This is a genomic window from Tunturibacter gelidoferens (assembly GCF_040358255.1).
In the GTDB taxonomy this organism is placed as follows: Bacteria; Acidobacteriota; Terriglobia; order Terriglobales; family Acidobacteriaceae; genus Edaphobacter; species Edaphobacter gelidiferens.
The window spans coordinates 2,006,879-2,027,397 of the sequence record NZ_CP132938.1; the positions used below are offsets into that span (position 1 = coordinate 2,006,879).

The 20,519-nt window shown below is 57.0% G+C and carries 12 protein-coding genes; 6 read left to right on the plus strand and 6 right to left on the minus strand.

Annotation, left to right across the window (positions count from 1 at the left end; genetic code table 11):
* Positions 1-1,350: 1,350 nt before the first annotated feature.
* On the minus strand, positions 1,351-2,136 hold the full coding sequence (locus RBB81_RS08965; RefSeq protein ID WP_353073434.1) for a hypothetical protein: 786 nt from the start codon (positions 2,134-2,136) through the stop codon (positions 1,351-1,353).
* Between the two features lie 211 nt (positions 2,137-2,347).
* On the opposite strand from RBB81_RS08965, the gene RBB81_RS08970 reads away from it, so the two are divergent.
* Together RBB81_RS08970 and RBB81_RS08975 are read left to right on the plus strand one after the other, a co-directional pair.
* Positions 2,348-2,485, plus strand: a complete 138-nt coding sequence (locus RBB81_RS08970; protein ID WP_353073435.1) for a hypothetical protein — start codon at positions 2,348-2,350, stop codon at positions 2,483-2,485.
* Positions 2,486-2,668: 183 nt separating this feature from the next.
* On the plus strand, positions 2,669-4,429 hold the full coding sequence (locus RBB81_RS08975) for a hypothetical protein (RefSeq protein ID WP_353073436.1): 1,761 nt from the start codon (positions 2,669-2,671) through the stop codon (positions 4,427-4,429).
* Between the two features lie 58 nt (positions 4,430-4,487).
* On the opposite strand, the gene RBB81_RS08980 is transcribed toward RBB81_RS08975, so the two are convergent.
* The 3 genes from RBB81_RS08980 to RBB81_RS08990 form a co-directional block, all read right to left on the minus strand.
* Complete coding sequence (locus RBB81_RS08980; RefSeq protein ID WP_353073437.1) at positions 4,488-6,707, minus strand: glutamine--fructose-6-phosphate aminotransferase; 2,220 nt, start codon at positions 6,705-6,707, stop codon at positions 4,488-4,490.
* 67 nt (positions 6,708-6,774) lie between these two features.
* Positions 6,775-7,509 carry an FkbM family methyltransferase gene (locus tag RBB81_RS08985; protein ID WP_353073438.1) on the minus strand — a complete coding sequence of 245 codons (735 nt, stop codon included), beginning with the start codon at positions 7,507-7,509 and terminating at the stop codon, positions 6,775-6,777.
* Entirely contained in the window at positions 7,506-8,714 is a 1,209-nt protein-coding gene (locus tag RBB81_RS08990; protein WP_353073439.1) for an O-antigen ligase family protein, read from the minus strand. Before RBB81_RS08990 ends, RBB81_RS08985 begins: the two co-directional genes overlap by 4 nt.
* Positions 8,715-8,965: 251 nt before the next feature.
* On the opposite strand from RBB81_RS08990, the gene RBB81_RS08995 reads away from it, so the two are divergent.
* Both RBB81_RS08995 and RBB81_RS09000 read left to right on the plus strand, forming a co-directional pair.
* Positions 8,966-10,165: an acetate/propionate family kinase gene (locus RBB81_RS08995; protein ID WP_179581608.1), complete on the plus strand. Its 1,200-nt coding sequence runs from the start codon at positions 8,966-8,968 to the stop codon at positions 10,163-10,165.
* A 68-nt stretch (positions 10,166-10,233) separates the two neighbouring features.
* Positions 10,234-12,651: a phosphoketolase family protein gene (locus RBB81_RS09000; protein WP_353073440.1), complete on the plus strand. Its 2,418-nt coding sequence runs from the start codon at positions 10,234-10,236 to the stop codon at positions 12,649-12,651.
* A gap of 73 nt (positions 12,652-12,724) precedes the next feature.
* Here RBB81_RS09000 and RBB81_RS09005 read toward each other — a convergent pair whose 3' ends face one another.
* Positions 12,725-16,009, minus strand: coding sequence for a carboxypeptidase regulatory-like domain-containing protein (locus RBB81_RS09005; RefSeq protein WP_353073441.1), 3,285 nt, complete (start codon positions 16,007-16,009; stop codon positions 12,725-12,727).
* Positions 16,010-16,667: 658 nt separating this feature from the next.
* Between RBB81_RS09005 and fabF the strand changes: the two genes are divergently transcribed.
* Positions 16,668-17,921, plus strand: a complete 1,254-nt coding sequence (fabF, locus tag RBB81_RS09010; RefSeq protein ID WP_353073912.1) for a beta-ketoacyl-ACP synthase II — start codon at positions 16,668-16,670, stop codon at positions 17,919-17,921.
* Between the two features lie 2 nt (positions 17,922-17,923).
* Here fabF and RBB81_RS09015 read toward each other — a convergent pair whose 3' ends face one another.
* Positions 17,924-18,742 (minus strand): glycosyltransferase family 2 protein, encoded by an 819-nt coding sequence (locus RBB81_RS09015; RefSeq protein ID WP_179581611.1) that lies wholly within the window; start codon positions 18,740-18,742, stop codon positions 17,924-17,926.
* A 225-nt stretch (positions 18,743-18,967) separates the two neighbouring features.
* Between RBB81_RS09015 and RBB81_RS09020 the strand changes: the two genes are divergently transcribed.
* Positions 18,968-20,515 (plus strand): MFS transporter, encoded by a 1,548-nt coding sequence (locus tag RBB81_RS09020; RefSeq protein ID WP_353073442.1) that lies wholly within the window; start codon positions 18,968-18,970, stop codon positions 20,513-20,515.
* Positions 20,516-20,519 lie beyond the last annotated feature (4 nt).

The window sequence follows — 20,519 nt, forward strand, 5'->3', positions numbered from 1 at the left end:
TCTCCTCTCTTCCGTCGTCTCAGCTTCCCGGGATAGCGCAGCTGGATTGCCGGATAAGCCGAATGCATCTCGTGCTCCTGCACAATTTCGTGCAGCCCCGCAATATGCCCGCCGTCCGGTGTGGTGAATCGAAACGCAGATGGCGACTTAGCGCGCGCGCCCAAGGGCATCAGCGAAACTTTTAACTCGATTTGAACGATCCGCTTCTTCCGCAACGTTGGGTCATGTGGCTGTCCAATGGGAGATGTGGGAACGCTTATTGGCATTTTGAGCTCTCCTTTCCTGTCAAAAGCGTCAACTCCACACAAAACGGGAACACAGCAGAGGGGCAACTCAGGATCGAAGACCTCTTGAATGTTTTATTGCTTTCACGAGCAAAAACGGAGTCATCGTCTACCTAGCGGCCTTCTTGGCAGCTTTCTTGACGGCCACGCCTCGAGGATCGGAACCGGATATGACAAACCATTCTTGACTGCGAGCTTGATCGCCGCTCCAGCCCCCTCGTTGTGCCCGCAATCCCAAGCGGACCAACGTAATGATCCTACCCAATCATCGGAGCCGCGAGCATTGTGGTCGTGGCGCATCGCACAGTGGCTCTCCGAGTGGCCGGTATCCAATAAGCTATCACTTCCGCACGCATGACGGCTTCCGCTGACTCACCGAACAAAGAAGGCCGAGCCACGGCATACATCCGCGTCCAGAGTGGAAGAGCGGCAATCATCGAAAGCCTATTCATCGGCTTGCTCAGATTTTTTTCTGGGCGGGGAGTTGGGGTGTTTTTCAGGGTATTTTGCGAACAAAGAGTGTTTTGAGGTGGTTTTTTCGTGGTGAGAACGTGGTGGAATGCGTGGTAGACGTGGTGTTTTGGCAGTCATTTTTCCGGGATGGAAAAATGCGCCAGGTTTTGAGATTTATTTTTGGGCTTCCCGTTTTGGGAATTCTGGCTTTGTTTCTGAGGGCAGGGTTAGTGCCGATCACATGTCCTCTCCCGGCTCCCAGGCTCGCACGAACTCATGCGGTGAGACTGCATGAATGGGGCACCCAAGGTTGTGGGTTGGTTTTATGTATGGGCCACCCGCCGTCGTTCTAAGCCTGAGGGCATGGACGGATTTTATCCGCTTGGGAGGGAAGGCGGTTCGTGCTTTCGCACGAATGCCCACTCATGCGGTGAGACTGCATGAATGGGGCACCCAAGTTTGTGGGGTGGTTAATGTATGGGCACCCGCCAGATTGTGGGTTAGATGCGGTTCGTGCTTTCGCACGAATGCCCACATCTCAGAATCGAGATATGGGGCACCCGAGAGTAGGTATGGGCCACCCGCCCGGATGCCTCGGGGCCTTTGGCTTGGCTTACTTTATCGGTGTCACCGCGTCGATTGCAGTGAACAATTGGACTGAAACGAGGGTACGCAGCTTTTGGAACTGCCCGAAGGTCGCTCCCAACTCCCTGTCTGGATGCACCCTCTTAAAACGCTCACTCGCCTGCGGGTCGGCTTTGAAGACGTCGTCCCAACGTGGGTACACATCTATCGCCACTCCCTGGAATTTCAAATCGGCGCCCCCAGGCAGAACCTGTACGTTGAGCGACCAGCCTGTTCTTTTACCATCTTTTACCATTGCCTCGGCGACCGGTCGCCAGACCTCCTTCTCAAAAGCAATCCAATCATCAACGTTCACTGCTTTCATGTAATTCACTACCAGATAGTTTCCTATCTTAGGAGAAGCTCCCACTGAGGCGCGATTCTGGAAGAGGCTGTTCGAGACAAGTGTGGCAAGGGAATCGCGGCGATCAATGAATTGCTGTCCGGTCATTGTGAGCCGCGCCTTTTTTAGCACCTCGTCCAGTGCCTCAGGACTGAGGGGCTCGGGCGGTGTGGTGGGATACATTGAAATTTCCAGGTAGTCGCACTCTGCAGATGTGCCTTGAGGCTGAACCGATCTCAATAGGAACCACCCTGACAGGAATCCTGTTTCCACCCTTGATTGCGCGTACTTATGCAAATCTGAAGCCGCCCACGCGCGGAATTCGCTGGCTTTCTCCGGCTTTACCTTGATGCAAGCAACTGAGTGGTAGCCGACCTCACCCTCTTGCTCGAACTGGGCTAATGTTGGAACAGCGCACGCAACCGTAACCACTACACACAATATGGCTCTGTGAATGATCGTTGGGCCTCTCCTTCGGACCGGCTTCAGTCTGCGGCTTGTCGTCGATAGAATCGATAGAAAAGACACTCTTGTCCTCCCGGCCGCTGTGTCGAAAGCGCTTGACTGGCACTAAGACATATGCGGGCTTTTCGCTCATATTCTCATGGAGAGTAGTGTTTGGCTACTCGCATTTGAGAGACTCGTGAGCAATGAAGAAGCTGCGGATCAGGCATTCGCTGAGGGCGGCATCGATCTAACTGCGATGAAACAGTTGACAGCTGTAATGCTGGCAAAACAGTTGCACGCGATTTATGAGGAGTCGGGGTCAGGCGGCGAATAGCATTTTGTTGGAGCGGTTCGTGCTTTCGCACGAATGCCCACTCATGCGGTGAGACTGCATGAATGGGCACCCAAAGTGTGGGTTGGTTTTATGTGTGGGCCACCCGCCCGCCAGCTACTCTCATATCTATCGATGTAGTATTTTCTCTGGTTTTATTATTCAGTGGAGCAGTTAGGGAGACGAGTGAACGAGATTGAACAGCAACTTAGAGGACTAGGTAAAGAAGAGTTTGAGTCGTTTGTCCACCAGTATTTAGTGGCTAAGTATCCTGGAGCCGAAATTAAGCGCGTTGATGGAGCGGGCGGAGATGGCGGCGTAGACAGTTTCCAAGGGCAACTCGATACCGGCCCGTCCATCTGGCAGAGCAAACACTTTCCCAACCGGATAAAGCAGACGCAACAACAGCAGATCCTTAAGTCCATCAAAAGGGCATTCAAAGAAAACGCCCCTTCGCTGTGGTTTTTGTGCCTTCCAATCAATCTACGGACGCCTGAACACAAGTGGTTCCAGACCAGAATCGTAAATGCCTATGGAGGACCTAATCGAGTCAAACTGATCCAGGCATCCAACTTTGTTACTGAGCTCCAGCACAACAGAAGACTTCGCGATGCTTTTTTTCCGCTGCACGCCCTTTCTAAAATGCAGGACATCAGAAAAATCGTAACGCTCACCGAGGGTAGGAGCCAGGAACAACTCGGCGCAGCAATGACGGAGTACGCACAGCAGTACCTTGATAGCAGCACAGATATAGAACCTCGGCTCAAATCTATCGTTACTATCGGAGGTGATGTGCAAATGCGTCAAATGCCTCCCCATCAGCATGGTTTGGTGATGTCCATCAACGAAGGGGAAAGGACAACGCATCTTTTTGCGCGTGATCCTAAATCTTTCAATCTGGACCCTATTAGATTCAGCGTTGAGATGAGGCCAGAAGATCGAATGGCGCTAGGAAAAGCTATCGAAACAGGTCAGCCATTTTCGCTGCTACCGGGGAATGTCTTACAGATTCAATCCTCATCTCCGTTGATGAACTCTTTTATCCAACGAAGCGAGCCTACCGCAATTCGGATGGATATGACTCCGCAAATACCGGAACAACTTGCAGCAAAGGAAACTCCGCTACGTTTTGTTGCTGGATCTGGAGCTTTTTTGAAAGAGCTTCGTTACGTCCCATTTAAAATTACTCGCGCTGGAACCGGGGAAATTACCCTATCAAGTCGGGGCAATCTGCCTATTGAAATTACGGTCATCCTACGCTTCAACTCCGAAGAAGGTGCGAGCGTCAACTTCTCACCCATACTGCCAGGAGCTGATGTTCAGGTTCTCGATAACGTGATGCAGTTTTTGGACACATTAGAAAGGACAGGAGAATTAGAGGTAATAAGTTTGGAGATAGAAGGGGTGATATTGAAACAGGAAGGCAGAGAATTCAAGTCCAGTCTCGGGATATCTCCAGAAATACGTAGGATTCTAAGCAATGCTGCTACAGTCTCAAAGACCTTTGGAAAGTCTCTTCGAGTCCCCGAACGTATCAGTGAAAACGAAGTCGGCGATCTTAGCACGCTGAAGCTAATTGCCACTGGAGAAAACTTCAGCGATGTAAACATTGATGCTGTATTGAAGAAAGACTTGGCGCTACAGGATCGCGTATTGGAAAGCCTTATGCAATCTTCATTCTCAATGAAAGTTGATCATTCGCCAGATGGGACGAATTTCCGGATCTTTGGTGAGGACATTGAAGCAGGTCCTATTACTTTTATTGCTGATGAGGTTAGTTTCATAGATGCAAAGGGAATTCGAGAACGCTATCTAGCGGCCGAAGATGGCGATGGGGTTGCATTTAAGGCTCACTGTCCCGGTCCATGCCGATGGGTGCGCAAAAATAACGGATTGGATCCACGGGCGGCGATTCTCAAGGACGGCGGGGCCAGCATTTGTGACTAAGTCAGGCACTATCGAAATGCGAGCAGTAGTGTTCTCCCAAATTTTTTGGCGATAGGACCTATTCGACTGTGACGGATTTTGCTAAGTTTCTGGGTTGGTCTACGTCGCAGCCTCGGCGGACGGCTATGTGGTAGGCGAGGAGTTGGAGGGGGACTACTTCGAGGATGGGTAGGAGTAGTTCGGGGGCCTGGGGGATGTAGATGGTCTGCTCGACGAGCTGGCTGATCTCGGTGTCGCCTTCGATGGCGATGGCGATGACGCGGCCAGAGCGGGCGGTGACCTCTTGAATGTTGGAGAGGGTTTTTTCGTACTTGAGGACGCTGGAGGGATCGTTGGGGTCCTTGGTGGCGATGCAGACGACGGGGAGGGATTCGTCGATGAGGGCGTTGGGGCCGTGCTTCATCTCGCCGGCGGGGTAGCCTTCGGCGTGGATGTAGGAGATCTCCTTGAGCTTGAGGGCGCCTTCGAGGGCGATGGGGTAGTGGATGCCGCGGCCGAGGAAGAGGAAGTCGTCGGAGGTGTGGAAGAGGCGGGCGAGCTCTTCGCACTGGGCGGAGAGGGGCTGGCGCGTGGTGGAGCGGCGGTCGGTTGCAAAATGCGGGGGTCCCTCCACTCCGCTCCGCTCCGGTCGGGATGACACATTTTGGGTAAGGCCAGAGAGGTCGCTTTGCGCCTCCGGTCGAAATGACAGATTTTTGTTATGACCAACATTTTGGGTGGAGCCGAAGCGGGCATTTTGGGAGAGGCGGGTGGGGGCGGCTACGCCTTCGGAGGAGCCGGGGGCGTCGGGGGAGTTGATGTTGAGCAGGGAGGCGAGCTTGCCGGGGAGTTTGGAGAGCTCGGTGACGAGGTGGAGGGATTCTTCGTCGGAGATGGTGCCGCGGACCTGTGCGAGGTGGAGGGCGAGGACGAAGAGGGCGGTGAGCTGGGCGGTGAAGGCCTTGGTGGAGGCGACGCCGATCTCGGGGCCGGCGTTGGTGGTGAGGGTGCCCTGGGCTTTGCGGGTGATGGCGGCGCCGACGACGTTGCAGATGGCGAGGGTTTTGGAGCCTTTGGCGATGAGCTCGGCCTGGGCGGCGAGGGTGTCGGCGGTTTCGCCGGACTGGGTGATGAGGAGGCCGATGGCGCGGGGGTCGGCGATGGGGTCGCGGTAGCGGTACTCGGAGGCGTAGTCGACTTCGACGGGGAGGCGGGCGAGGCGCTCGATCATGAACTTGCCGGCGAGGCCAGCGTGCCAGGAGGTTCCGCAGGCGGCGATGGTGATCTGGCTGGCGTTGCGGAGGTCTTCGTCGGAGATCTGCATGGCTTCGAGGAAGACTTTTCCGGTGTCGAGGGAGACGCGGCCGAGGGTGGTGTCGCGGATGGCGCGGGGCTGCTCGTTGATCTCTTTGAGCATGAAGTGCTTGTAGCCGGCTTTTTCGGCCTGGATGGGGTCCCAGGTGATGCGCTGGACTTTCAGGGGGAGTGGCGCGCCCTGGAAGTCGGTGAGGGTGACGCCTTCTTTGGTGAGGATGGCGACTTCGCCGTCGGCGAGGAAGTGGATGTTGCGGGTGTGGTGGAGGATGCCGGGGACGTCGGAGGCGAGGAAGAATTCGCCGTCGCCGATGCCGATGACGGCGGGCGGGCCCATGCGGGCGGCGACGAGCTTGTTGGGCTCGAGTGCAGAGAGGACACCGATGGCGAAGGCTCCGGTGATGCGCTTGACGGCGCGGCGGACGGCCTCTTCGAGGGACATGGTGGGGCGGGTGCCGTCGGGGTGGAGGGTGGTGACGACGGCTTCGGATTCGTTGGCGGATTCGCTGGCGGCGTAGGGGCTGGCGGTTTGTGCGCGGCCGTGTCCGATGACTTGCGGCTCGCCGTTTTCGTAGGCGTCCTGGATGAGATGGGCGATGATCTCGGTGTCGGTCTCGGAGACGAACTTGTGGCCTTTGGCGATGAGCTCTTTTTTGAGGGCGAGGTAGTTTTCGACGATGCCGTTGTGAACGACGACGAGGGTTCCAGAGCCGTCGCGGTGGGGGTGGGCGTTCTCTTCGGTGGGGCGGCCGTGGGTGGCCCAGCGGGTGTGGCCGATGCCGAAGGTGCCGTCGATGGGGGAGTCGCGGATGACGTTTTCAAGGTTGCGGAGCTTGCCGGGGGCGCGGCGGAGTTCGAGGCCGCTGGGGCCTCCGGCTACGGCGATGCCGGCGGAGTCGTAACCGCGGTACTCGAGGCGGCGAAGACCTTCAATAATGACGGGGACGACAGACTGAGGGCCAATGTATCCAACGATTCCACACATGGAATGAGTTTAGATGGCGACGAGGAATTTTGCGCGAGGAAGCGGCTGGGACTTTTGGGGGAGGGTGTTACGCAATGGCGGAGCTGCGAACGAAGATGCCGTCGACCTGAAGGAGTCTGCCGGTGGCGGGGTCGCGGAAGGAGGGTTCGAGGTCCCAGAGCTGGAAGCCGTGATTGCACATGGTGGCGGACATCTCGGGCATGAGGGTTTCGCCCTGGTAGAGGGGAAGGAGAGACATCTCGAGCTGGACGGCGAGGGCCTGGGAGAGGATTCTGGGGGCTCCGGTGAGGACTTGCAGCTCGAAGCCCTGGACGTCGAGTTTGAGGAGAGCTTTGCTGGTGAAGGCGGGGGGAGGGAGGACGTCGTCGAGGCGGCGGATAGAGACTTTTTCTTTGTGGAGGTAGCCGGAGCTGGGGGCGGCGGAGAGGTGCGAGTCGAGCATGGGGAGGATGGAGCTGCAGAAGGAGTCGGCGGAGACGTTGATCTCCGTTTCGCCAGTCGTGGATCCCAGGGCGATGCCGGCTACGGTCCAGTGCGGATCGGATGAGGCAGCGGCAAGAAGCTTCTGGAACGAAGTGCTGCTGGGTTCGAAGGAGAGGATGTTGCCGCGGTAGCCGATGGTTCGGCAGAGGGTTGCGAATTGACCGGCGTTGGCGCCGACGTCGAGGATGAGATTGAGGTCGAGGAGAGAGAAGAGGCGGCGGTAGCGGAGTCTTTGCGAGCTGTAGACATCGGTCTTCCGAATCTGATGGCCGGTGGCTTCTACTACGGAGCGGAGGGAGCGTTTGAGGGAGTGCGTCATGTGGTGGAAGTCTCGTAGAGGGCTGTCTCTGCGGGCCGGGATAGGGGAGTACGGATGGAGAGCAGGATGGAGAGCATGATCATTAGCCAGAGAGGAAGAGAGAGGTCGTAGATCTGGGTGTCGGTGAGGCCTCGGACGAGAGCGAAGAGGAGTATTGTGCCGGCGAGTGTTTTGAGATGAGATGCAGGCGCGCGGCGAACCTGGCGAAAGAAGGTCCAGTAGAGGCCAATCGTGAGGAGGACGCCGACGGCTCCTAAGGCGAAGAACTGCTGAAGGAGTTCGTTGTGGGCTTGCTGGGCTTCGAAGAGTCCGAAGGGTGGGACGACGAATCGGTAGGAGTAGAAGCCATTGCCGAAGAGGGGCTTTTTGAGGGCGTATTCGAGAGACATGGCCCAGATGATGGTTCGGCCGGTAAGGGTTTCGGGATCGGTGCCTGCGGCGTAGGTGGTGAAGTAGGCCTCGAGAAGACCGGAGAGAGAGACAAGGACGGCTGCAGCGGCGATGCCGATTCTGATCTTTATTTTGCGGGATAGAGTGGAGTCTCGGAGGAGATAGAAGCAGAAGGCCAGGAGGAAGGCGAAGATGGCGCTTTTGCTGATGGTGCGCAGAAGCGTTGTCGCAAGGAAGAGTGCGGGCCATCGCCAGAGCGTGGTCTCGTGTGCGAGGTGGATTGCCAGCAGCGTGGCGATGGCGAAGAGGAAGCCGAGTGTGTTTGGATGCAGGAAGATCTCATCCCCGAGGCGCAAGTCGTCTCGGGCAGGGATGGCCCAGGCGACGATGGCCACGATGCAGGCTCCGTAGGCGAAACCTTTCATGATGGCCGCTGCTTTGATCTCAGGGTCGCCGTCACGCAGGAGAATCCAGACGGTGGCGACGTCTGCGGCCCAGGAGAGCCAGTAACCGGCGGCCGCATCGAGGGGTGCCTGGGACCAGAAGATACTGACGAAGCTGAGGCTGAGTAGGGCGGCGGCCCAGCGAATGGGTGTGGTGCGATATGACGCGGTGGAGGTTGTTGCGCTGCCTATAGTGAAGAGCGTTGCGAGGGAGAGAAGAATCAAGCTTAGCGCCAGCCAGACGATGGTTCCTGACTGAGGCTCATCTTGAAACCAGAGGAAAGTCAGCGAGACTCTGAAGGCGAAGATGAAGCCAGTTGCGGCGGATAGTAGAGGGAGGTCGTCGCGGGTTTTATCGACTGTTGATGCCATAAGCTGCGCGCGAGCGGATGCCATGAGAAAAGGTTGCGGGATGCGAAGGGCCGCTCCTTTTGGTCTGCTGTGAGTTTATGGCTTGTTGGAGGCCGCAGGTCGAGGCTCAGGCTGGTACTGCAATCTTTTTACAGCGACGAGACAAATGTTCGACATTGGACGTCATCTGGTGAGGAACGCGCTTGTGGAGAATTTACGGGCCTGTGATGGGCTGGGTGTAACGTAGGGAAGGGTTTCGCGACAGGGGTGCTGTGCACATACTCGTTATCAATAGCGGATCTTCGTCGATAAAGTTTTCCCTGTTTGAAGCTCAGGGAGAGGAACCTCGGTCGTTGTTTGAGGGTGAGGTGATCGGGATTGGTGGGGTGAAGGCGAGTTTCAAATTTCGCGACGCTGGTGGACGAGATTTAAGCGGAGGACGTAACGAGGTAAAGGCGCAGACTGCGCTAGAGGCGATCGGGCTGGTGGTTGGAGCGGTGAGTGGGCAGGGTTTGCCGACTGTGGATGCGGTGGGATATCGGGTCGTGCATCCGGGAGCGAAGCTTGACCGGCATCAGCGGATTACCGAAGAGGTGCTGAAGGATCTCGAGGAGGCGGTGGTGTTTGCGCCTCTGCATGATCCTGCGGTGATTGAAGTGATCAAAGACATGATGGTGAAGTTTCCTGGGGTAGCGCATTATGCCTGCTTTGATACGGTGTTTCACCAGACGATGTCTGAGGCTGCGACGACGTATCCGATTCCGATGGAGTATCGCGAGCGGGGAGTTCGGCGATATGGATTTCATGGATTGAGCTGCGAGTCGATTGTGCGGCAGTTACGCGCAGAGAAGGAGCTTTCGTTTCCGAAGCGGATGGTGATTGCGCATCTCGGGAGCGGATGCAGCGTTACGGCGTTGGTGGATGGATGCTCTATCGACACGACAATGGGACTGACGCCTACGGGTGGAGTGGTGATGGGGACACGGCCGGGTGATCTCGATCCGGGGCTGGTGCTCTATCTGCTGCGGCAGATGAAGGGAGATCAGGTTGCGGCGCTGGAGAAGATGCTGAACCATGATGCGGGGATGGTGGCGCTTTCTGGGATGCTGAACGATATGAAGGCTGTGCGGGAGGCGGTGGTGAAGGGCGACGCACAGGCAAGCCTGGCGGTGGAGATATTTACTCGGAGTGTGAAGAAGGCGCTGGGCGGCTTTATTGCGTTGATGGGCGGAATTGATGCGGTGGTGTTTGCTGGTGGAATCGGAGAGCATGATACGCGGTCGCGGCCGGAGATACTGGCCGGGATGGACGATTTGGGTATTTCTGTTAATTCTGAGTTGAACGGTGCAGGGGGCGACGCTGTCCGACAGATAAGTGCATCTGACTCAGTGACGGCAGTGCTTGTCGTTCCGGCTAAGGAAGATTGGATGATCGCGATGCATGTTCATCGAATGGCCCAATCTGCGAAATGAGTCTTTTCCGGTTACAAATTTTCTAGGATTGCTTCCGGATCTACTGATTACGATTGACGGAGTTATTTATGAGTAATGTGTCCAAGGAACTGGTTAAAGACAAGAGTCAGGGTGGTAAGCCGCTTTCGGCTGAGGAACTGCGGAAGCTGGATGCCTATTGGCGGGCGTGCAACTATCTTTGTGTTGGGATGCTTTACTTGCGGGCGAATCCCCTGTTGCGGGAGCCGTTGAAGGCGGAGCATATTAAGAACCGGCTGTTGGGGCACTGGGGTTCGGACCCTGGGCAGACGTTTGTGTGGGTGCATCTGAACCGGCTCATCAAGAAGTACGATTTGGATTTAATTTATTTGTCGGGTCCGGGACATGGGGCGCCAGCTACGCTTTCGAACAGTTATCTGGAGGGTGTGTATTCGGAGGTGTATCCAGATAAGAGCGAAGACGTTGCGGGAATGCTGAAGTTCTTCAAACAGTTTTCGTTTCCGGGTGGGATTGGGAGTCACTGCACGCCAGAGACGCCGGGGTCGATTCATGAGGGGGGCGAGCTGGGCTACAGCTTGTCGCATGGGTTTGGCGCGGCGTTTGATAATCCTGACTTGATTGTGACCGTAGTGGTGGGAGATGGAGAAGCTGAGACGGGGCCGCTGGCTACGTCCTGGCACTCGAACAAATTCTTGAATCCTGTAAGGGATGGTGCGGTGCTGCCAATACTGCACCTTAACGGTTACAAAATAGCTAATCCTACAGTGCTGGCGCGTATTTCTCCCGAAGAGTTGGAGTGGATGTTCAAGGGATTTGGCTGGGAGCCGCATGTTGTCGAAGGAGATGATCCGGCGACGATGCACCAGTTGATGGCGGGAGTGATGGAGGATTGCGTGAAGGAGATTCGCGCGATTCAGAAGAAAGCCAGGAGTGCGCCGAAGGGGACAGCGCCGGAGCGGCCGCGGTGGCCGATGATTATTCTGCGTTCGCCGAAGGGATGGACTTGCCCGAAGGAGATTGATGGGCACAAGCTGGAGGGCTCGTGGCGAGCGCACCAGATGCCGGTTCTCGATCCCGTGACGAATCCGAAACACTTGAAGCTGGTTGAGAAGTGGATGAAGAGTTACAAGCCTGAGGATTTGTTTGATGAATCCGGCAAGTTGATTGCGGAGTTGAGGGAGATGGCTCCTGTCGGGCGGCGAAGAATCACTGCGAATCCGCACGCGAATGGCGGCCTGCTGCGGAAACCGATGGAGCTGCCGGACTTTCGCGACTATGCAGTAAAGGTGGAAAAGCCGGGGCAGATTGAGGTTTCGCCGACTGATGTGTTGGCACATTTCTTGCGTGATGCGATGAAGAGGAACATGACGAGCTTTCGCGTCTTCGGACCGGATGAGACGGCTTCTAATAAGTTGCAGGCTATTTATGAGGCGAGTGGAAAGACCTGGATGGCGAAGCTTCTGCCAGAGGATGCGGACGGCGGGGATCTTGCGCGAGATGGCCGCGTGATGGAGATTCTGAGCGAGCATACGCTGGAGGGATGGTTCGAAGGCTACGTGCTGACGGGAAGGCATGGCTTCTTTTCGACGTATGAGTCGTTTGTGCACATCATCGATTCGATGTTCAACCAACATGCGAAGTGGCTGGAGAAGAGCAAGTTGGAGTTGAGGTGGCGAGCGCCGATTTCATCGATCAATCTGCTGATTACTTCGTTGGTGTGGCGGCAGGATCACAATGGATTTACGCATCAGGATCCTGGATTTCTGGATGTAGTGACGAATAAGAGCCCGGAGGTGACGCGGATCTATCTGCCGCCGGATGCGAATTGTTTGTTGAGTGTTGGGGATCACTGTCTGCGCAGCTCCAATTATGTGAATGTGATTGTTGCGGACAAGGCGCCGCATCTGCAGTATTTGAATATGGATGATGCGGTGAAGCATTGCACGAAGGGAATTGGGATCTGGGACTTCGCGAGTAATGATGCGGGGGATGAGCCGGATGCGGTGATTGCGTGTGCGGGGGATATTCCGACGGAAGAGGCGTTGGCTGCTGTCGCGATTCTGCGAGAGCGATGTCCGGATGTGAAGATTCGGTTTGTGAATGTGGTGGATCTGTTCCGGTTGATGCCGGAGACGGAGCATCCGCATGGGCTTTCGGAGAAGGAGTTCGATAGCTTGTTTACGAAGAACAAGCCGGTGATCTTCAACTTCCATGCCTATGCTTCGCTGGTCCACAAGCTGACGTACAAGCGGACGAATCATGAGAACTTCCATGTGCGCGGGTACAAGGAGAAGGGCAATATCAATACTCCGCTGGAGTTGGCGATTCTGAATCAGATCGATCGGTTTGACCTGGCTATCGATGTGATCGATCGAGTGCCTCGGCTGCAGATGACGGCGGCTCATACGAAGGAGTGGCTGAAGGGGCAGATCATCGAAGCGGTGAACTACGCGCATGAGAACGGGATTGACAGCAAGGAGATTCGGGAGTGGAAGTGGCCTTTGTAGGTTGAATAGGCGGACGTGAAAAAGCCCCATCCGGCGATGCTCTGCTGGATGGGGCTTTTCGTTGTGGTTTGGGTTAGAAGATGATCTTTCCACCGAATTGAGTGTTGAATGCTTCGCCGGCTCCGATGCCGGGTGCGCCGTTATAGTCGCCGATGGTATCGCTGAGTTGCGAGCTGCCGCCGACGGATGGGGAAGGAGGAGCGAAGTTATTTCGGTTGAAGAGGTTGAACATCTCTGCGCGGAGCTGGATGGTGAGACGCTCGCCGATCTTCGTGTTTTTGAAGACGGAGAGATCGACGTCATTGTAGCCGGGAGCGTAGAAGGAGTTGCGGCGAACGGTGCCGAAGGTGCCCGGAGCCGGATCCTGGAAGGCGCTGAGATCGATCCAGTTTGCGGTAGTGGACTGGCCTTGGTAGCCGACGCGTGCTGGAGCAATTTGAACTGCGCGGTCGTTGCCTTCGTTGGTGCCGCTGATGTCTCCGGAGGCACGAACCGTAAAGGGCTGGCCACCATGGAAGGTAAGCAGACCATTGACCTGCCAGCCACCGGTGAGCCCCTTCAGGTGCTGCGAACCGGGAACATCGTAGCTCAGGAAGCTGACGAAGGTGGCCCTGGTATCGAAGTCTGAGTTGCTGTAGTCCCCTTTGAAGTTGGTACTGTCTTGAGGAAGAGCGCCGCGGTAAGCGGTGACTTCGTCAAGGGCGTGTGACCAGGTGAAGACGGTTTGGGAGGAGAAGCGATGCCAGTTGGTAACGCGAATCTGCGCCTGGAAGGAGTTATAGTTTGCAGTCCCGATGCTTTCAATCTGGTTGATGTTGCCGTACTGGCCATACTGGCTATAGTAGGGGCGTGTCTGCTGGCGCTTGAAGTCGGAGCCGACCAGTACTGCGCCGGTAATAGGGTCGAGCGTGTCTGTATAGACTCCGGGAGCGGCTTGATTGATGTCGAGAAGGCTGAGGAGGTGACGGGCTGAGGAGCCCACATACCCTAGTTGAAAGATAACGCTGGACGCCAGCGTGTGCTCGAGGTTTACGCTGTAGTTCTCGTTGTAGGAGGGGCGGAAGTTGGGGTTGACGGAGAAGACGCCGCACGGTGAAGTTGGTTTGCAAGGGTAACCAACTGACGAGGGAAAGATCGGAACGCCTCCAACTATGGTGGTGTTCGAACCGCCCTTGGCAGCCGAGACGGAGTAGACGGGGCTTGCACCGCCGGGATTGCCTTCGACTCCGTTGGGAGCCTGGTTGCCCGGACGATTGTCGAGGAAGGGATTGAGGTTGGGAGTATCAGCAAACCAGCCGTAGCCAGCGCGGACGACTGTATTCTGGTCGATCGCGTAGCTGAAACCGACACGGGGGCTGAAGTTTTTGTAGTACTGAGGATAGAGCGAGCTGATCTGATTTCCCTGGAAGGCGAGGCCTTGATTTGAGATGAGAGCTGGACGGAACACGGCCAGATCCTTGTTGGAGTTGTGAAGTGGACCTTCATAGTCGTAACGAATGCCGTAGTTTACGTTGAGCTTCGGAGTGAGCTGCCAGGAGTCGCCGGCGTTCAGGAACCAAGTATTGACGAAGACCTGACGCTCTGGATCTCCGATGGTGATGCTGGCTGAGGAAGTTTCGCCCGCCAGGAAATCGGCGAGTGCACCTGCGTAACCGGGGCCGCCGACCTGGCTGCCATCAAAGGTGAAGGAGCCGGTGGAGTGGCGATGGTAGAACTCGTCGAGCTGCGCCTGCCGATATTCTCCGCCGAAGCGCATCTGGTGCCTGCCCTTGGTCCATGAGAGCTGGTCTGTGAGGTGGCCCGTGATGTCATTTCGTCCCTCGGGCGGCGTCAGACCGACGGGATCAAAGTTGCTGCTTTGGGCGGTTGTGCCGCCGCCTGAGCTGGCGGGCCTGCCGATGGTGATGTTCGGAGCGTTAGGAAAGGTGGCGCCGGTAATGAAACCGAGGCTTTGAACATCCTGACCGGTTTCGTTGTCGTTGAAGACCTGATTGAAGTAGTTGACTCCGGCGAGAACCTGGTTCGAGATGCTGGAAGAGATGACGCGGTTGTAGACGATGGCGATGTTCTGTACGTGAATTGGTGCGACTTCGTAGTAAGCGAGAAGCTGGGATCCGACGGGCGCAACCTGACTGCCCTGGCCGACGAACCAGTGAGCGCTGAGGTTATCTTTGTCGCTGATTCGATAGTCAATCTTGCCGAGACCATTCCAGCTGTATCCGAACTCGGGATCGCTGGAGTGGTAGTTGTTGACGACTCCGACGGTGTCCTGAGCGAGAACATTGGAGCCCCACAACCTGTTGAGGACAGACACCATCACGGGATTGACTGGAACGCCTTTGGCAGCGAGGATCGCTTCGGCCTGGGTTTGCCAGCCGATCGATGGTTCGGTAGCGGTTCCAGATTGGCCGATGGTGAAGCGCTGATGTTCGAAGGTGGCAAAGCCGAAGAGCTTGTCTTTGAGGAACGGGCCACCGAGGGAGAAGCCGGTGTTGTAGTTGCGGACCTTCTGCTTGGTGGTTGCGAAGGGGCTCTTGGCCCCGAAGAGTTCATTGCGATTGAAGTAGTATGCGGTGCCGTGAAGTTGATTGGTACCAGAGCGGAGGGTCAGGTTGATGGTGCCACCTGGGTTGCGTCCGCCTTCGGGACCGGACTGTGTCTGGGCGGAGAACTGGTCGACTGCGTCGAGTGGGAGGATGATGCCGGCGATGCCGGAGACGCCGCCCTGGTTAACTGCAGGGACGTTATGCCAGAGATCGTTGTTATCGACGCCGTCGATCTGCCAGTTCATTTGATTGGCGCGGGTTCCGTTGAGGGAGCCGAAGCCGCCGCCGCTATAGCCGGCGTAGCCCGCCGTGAGCGAGATCATCTGAGTGAAGTCGCGACCGTTGAGTGGCAGGTCTGACACGACTTTGGCATCGAGCACGGTGGTCTGCGTGGTGGTTGTGGTATCGAGAGCTACGGCTGCTGCATCGACTTCTACAGTTGTGGCCGAACTCGAGAGTGGAAGAGAGACTGGCAGAGTGAAGATTACGCCGGCCTGGACCGCGATCTTGTCGGTCTTTACAGTCTGAAATCCAGAGAAACTGACGGTGACGCTGTAGTTGCCGAGGGGAAGATCCTGGAAGAGGAACTCGCCACCACTGGAGCTGGTGGTTGTGTGCTTGACGTCAGTATCGGTTTGGACGGCGACGACGGTTGCGTTCGCAATGGCAGCGCCGGTGCGGTCAGTTACGGTACCGTTGATTCCGCCGCGGAAGGTCTGGGCGTTTGCAAACGATGTTCCGAGAATGGTTAGCAGAATGGCGGCGAGACTGTAGAGCACAGCCTGTAAGGATCTTACCGATTGCCTACGCATAGAACCTCCGGAAAAAAGACAAAGAGTCTCTGTGATCGCTTTGGCGCGATTTTTTTTGTTCGTTTTAGACAACAAGCCGGCGTCGCAGCGGGATGCTGCGGGTACGTCACTGTGTTCCAAGGGCCAAGCGGCTGCTAGAAGTGTGGCGAAAACGGCAAATTAAGAAAGAGTGAGCCAACCTTAAATGGCTTTCACGAATATTGCAAGAATTTTTTTGAGATATCACGCAAACGTGAAGTGAGCGCAGCTGATATGACTGGAAAATCAGGCGCAGCGCCCAGATTTGTAACTTTGAGAGTTCTGACAAAGTCTTTGGGCTGAATGACGCCGTAAGTTTTGCAGTCAGGGTAAGAGTCGACAGAAGTCTGCAGGGCCGATTCGAACTTGCGTGACGTGCCGATTTTTCCGTGGGTCTTGCACGTCCGTATGGTTGCGGGTTATCAGCCAAATATCGAGAGTCAGAACTTTAGATTGTTGCCTTCAGGAGCGACTTCGCGAAGCGGCTCCCACATAGGGAGTTGCGAAAATAAATTATGATTGTCATGTAAAAAGTGCCTCCGGGGAGTGAACTTGTTCCGAAGCGAGGCGTTGGACATGGCCAAGGCGATGACAGTCCGTTGCAGCGAAGAGAGGGAGTTGGATGACTTCGAAGACAGATATGAGAGAACAGTTTCGCGTTGTGGTGACCGGTGTTGGGCTGGTGAGTCCGGTAGGGGTTGGCACGGAGATGACCTGGGCCGCGCTGCAAAGGGGGGACTCCGGCATCGATAGAATCTCACTCTTTGATCCGGAGAGATTCAGCTGCCAGTTTGCTGGGGAGGTGAAGGGTTTTATTCCTGAGAACTTTGTCGATCGCAAGGATGTGAAGAAGATGGGGCGCTTCATTCAGTTTGCGATGGCTGCGGCGCAGTTTGCGATGGAGCAGTCGGGACTGGATATGTCTGCTGAGGACGCGGAGCGGGTGGGCGTGTACGTCGGCAGTGGGATCGGGGCGTTCGAGGTGATCGAGCGGGAACATGCGAAGCTGCAGAGCGGAGGGCCGGACAGAATATCGCCGTTCTTTATTACGGCAACGATTGCGAATCTGGCGGCGGGGCAGATCTCGATACGGTATGGGGCTACTGGGCCGAATCTGACGTGCGCCACTGCTTGTACGACGGGAGCGCATGGAGTTGGCGAAGCATTTCGGATTATTCAGAGAGGCGATGCGGATGCGATGATCTGCGGCGGGAGTGAAGCAGCTGTTACGCCGCTTTCGGTAGGCGGGTTTGGTGCGATGCGGGCGCTGTCGACGCGGAATGACGATCCTGTGCGGGCGTCGCGGCCGTGGGATCGCGGGCGCGATGGGTTCGTTGTGGGCGAGGGCGCAGGGATTCTTGTGCTTGAAGAGCGAGAGCATGCGGTGCGGCGTGGCGCGACGATTTTGGCTGAGATCGTGGGTTACGCGGCGAACTCGGATGCGTTTCATACAAATGCTCCGCCTGAGGATGGGCGCGGAGTCCGCCGAGTGATGCAGTTGGCGCTCAAGGATGCCGGGCTTGAGCCGAGTGCGATTCAGTATTTGAATGCGCATGCTACCTCTACTCCGCTTGGAGACAGAGCGGAGGCGAGGGCGATTAGCGAGACGTTTGGCGATCACGCGTTGAGCCTTCTGGTGAGTTCGACGAAGTCGATGACGGGGCATCTGCTGGGTGGCGCGGGAAGTCTTGAGGCAGGCATTACGGTATTGGCCTTGCGGGATCAGATTGCTCCTCCGACGACGAACATCGAAGATCTGGATGAGGTGGTTCAGTTTGGATTGGTGAAGGACAAAGTTGTCAGCGTGCCGATGGAGTATGCGATGTCGAACTCGTTCGGATTTGGAGGAACCAACGCTTCGCTGATATTCCGGGTACACCATCCTGATGTGTAAAGCTATGCTCCGCCGCTGCGAAGTTCTTTAGTCTTGAGAACGATGAGGTACTCATAGAAGGCCTGCAGGGTGGCGTAGGTGAGGCCGGCGGCGCCGTCGAGTATTGCACCGCGGAAGAAGACCATGTAAAGCCACTTGATGAGAGGGCGGCCTGGAAGGCGGTAGAAGATGGCCTTCTGGTGGAGGCGGCGGGTGTGGAAGTCCGGGTCGCGGAGGGCTGTGATGAAGGAGGGATTCTGCAGGCCCTGGTTGCGGACGATGAGCTCGGCCTCCATGGTGGAGTAGAGGTTGTGCTTCTCGACCCAGCGGGCGATGCCCTTGGAGAAGGGGTAGTGATCGAGTGGATAGCTGAGTTCGGCTACGGGGCCGTCGATCTCAAGGACTTCGTTGATCGCGCGGGTGTAGCGGGCGCGCTCGGGGCGTACGAGACGGATGTAGAACGGAGAGATCTGCGCGTGTTTGAGCCAGGTGTCGAAGAGGAAGTCGCGGCGGCGTACGCGGAAGGCGGCGGTCTGGTCGGGGGCGGCGAGTGCGAGCTGCTGCATCTCGCGGGAGAGCTCGGGGGTGGGTCGCTCATCGGCGTCGAGGATGAAGACCCACTGGTGTTTGAAGGGCAGGGTGGTGAGGGCGGCGTTGCGGTGGGTGGCGTAGTCGTCGAAGGGGCGGGTGTGGATGTGGGTGCCGGCAGCTTTGGCGATCTCGACGGTGTTGTCTGTGGAGTGGGAGTCGAAGACGTGAATGTCGTCGGACCAGGAGACGGAGGAGAGACAGGCGGGGAGGTCGCGCTGCTCGTTGCGGGTGAGGATGAGAACGGAGATCATCTATCGGGTATGGTATCGCGATGATCTCCGGTTGAGGTTAGAAGCGATAACGAGTAAGGCACTGCGGGTGACGGGTGAGGCCCCGCTGAGAGATACGGGGGGCTGTAGAGGTAGTTGGCAATGCGCCAGTCGGGATCGTTTAATGGTGGTATCCATGCCTCCTGCCAACGGTAGGGCATCGTTACGGATAGCTGGTATGATCGGCGGCGGTGGGAGTAAAGAACCATGCCAAATTTACCTTGTGAAGAAGGTGCGATTCGCAGCGTGGCCTCTGCGCCCGAGAAGACGCGGGGCGGGGTGTGGGTGCTCGCAGCTACGATTCTTGGATCGAGCATGGTGTTCATTGATGGGACGGTGGTGAATGTTGCGTTGCCGGCGTTGCAGACCTCTCTAAATGCAACTGTGACTGATGTGCAGTGGGTGGTTGAGGCTTACGCGTTGTTTTTGTCGGCGCTTCTGTTGGTGGCGGGGTCGCTCGGCGATCTTTATGGGCGGCGGAAGATATTTTTGGTTGGGGTCGTGTTGTTTGCAGGGGCCTCGGCCTGGTGCGGGTTTGCTTCCGATGTTCGTGCGCTGATTGTCGCGCGGGGTCTGCAGGGGGTGGGTGGGGCTTTGCTGGTGCCGGGTAGCCTCGCGTTGATCAGCTCATCGTTCTGCGCGGAGGAGAGAGGGAGGGCGATTGGGACCTGGTCGGGCTTTACTGCGATCACCACGGCGGTGGGCCCTGTGTTGGGCGGTTGGTTGATTGAGCATCTCTCTTGGCGTTGGGTGTTCTTTATCAACTTGCCGCTGGCGGTGCTGGTGGTGTTGATTTCGTTGGCGAGGGTGCCGGAGAGTCGCGATGAGGGGATGGTTCAGAGGCTGGATGGTTGGGGGGCTGGTCTGGCTACGGTGGGATTGTGCGGGATTACGTTTGCGTTGATTGAGGCTGGGAGTGGGGGGAGGCGGGCGTTGGTTGCTGGTGTGGTTGGCGTGGCGGCGCTTGTGGTTTTCTTCGTGGTGGAGTCGCGGTCTGAGGCTCCGATGCTGCCGCTGGGTCTGTTTCGATCGCGGACCTTTAGCGGGGCGAATCTGATGACGTTGTTTTTGTATGCGGCGCTGGGTGGGGTGTTGTTCTTTCTTCCTTTGGATCTGATTCAGGTGCAGCACTACTCGGCTACGCAGGCGGGTGGGGCTTTGCTTCCGCTGATTTTGCTGATCTTTGTGCTGTCGCGGTGGTCGGGTGGGTTGATCGTGAAGTATGGGGCGCGGCTGCCGCTCATTGTTGGGCCTTTGATTGCGGGGGTGGGATTTGGATTGTTTCGGCGGGGCGGGGTGGGTGGGTCTTACTGGTCGACGGTGTTTCCGGCGGTGATTGTCCTTGGGCTGGGGCTGGCGGTGAGTGTGGCTCCGTTGACGACTACGGTGATGAGTTCGATCGACCAGAGCCGGGCGGGTGTGGCTTCGGGGATCAATAACGCGGTATCGCGTGTGGCTGGGTTGCTGGCGGTTGCGGTGATGGGGCTGGTGTTTTCGATCACCTTCAACGGGCGGCTGGGGAGGGGGCTGGATGAGCTGGGGGTGCCTGCGGCGGAGCGGCAGAGTGTCGAGGCCCAGAGGGCGAAGCTGGCTGCTGCGAGGAGCGAGGATGTGCGGGTGCAGCGGTTGATCGGGGAGTCGTTTGTCAGTGCTTATGGGGTGGTGTTGTGGATTGCAGTGGGGCTCTCGGTAGCGAGTGCTTTGAGTGCGGCGTTGCTGATTGAAGGCAGGCCGACGCCGGCGCGCGTTGAGTGAGTTT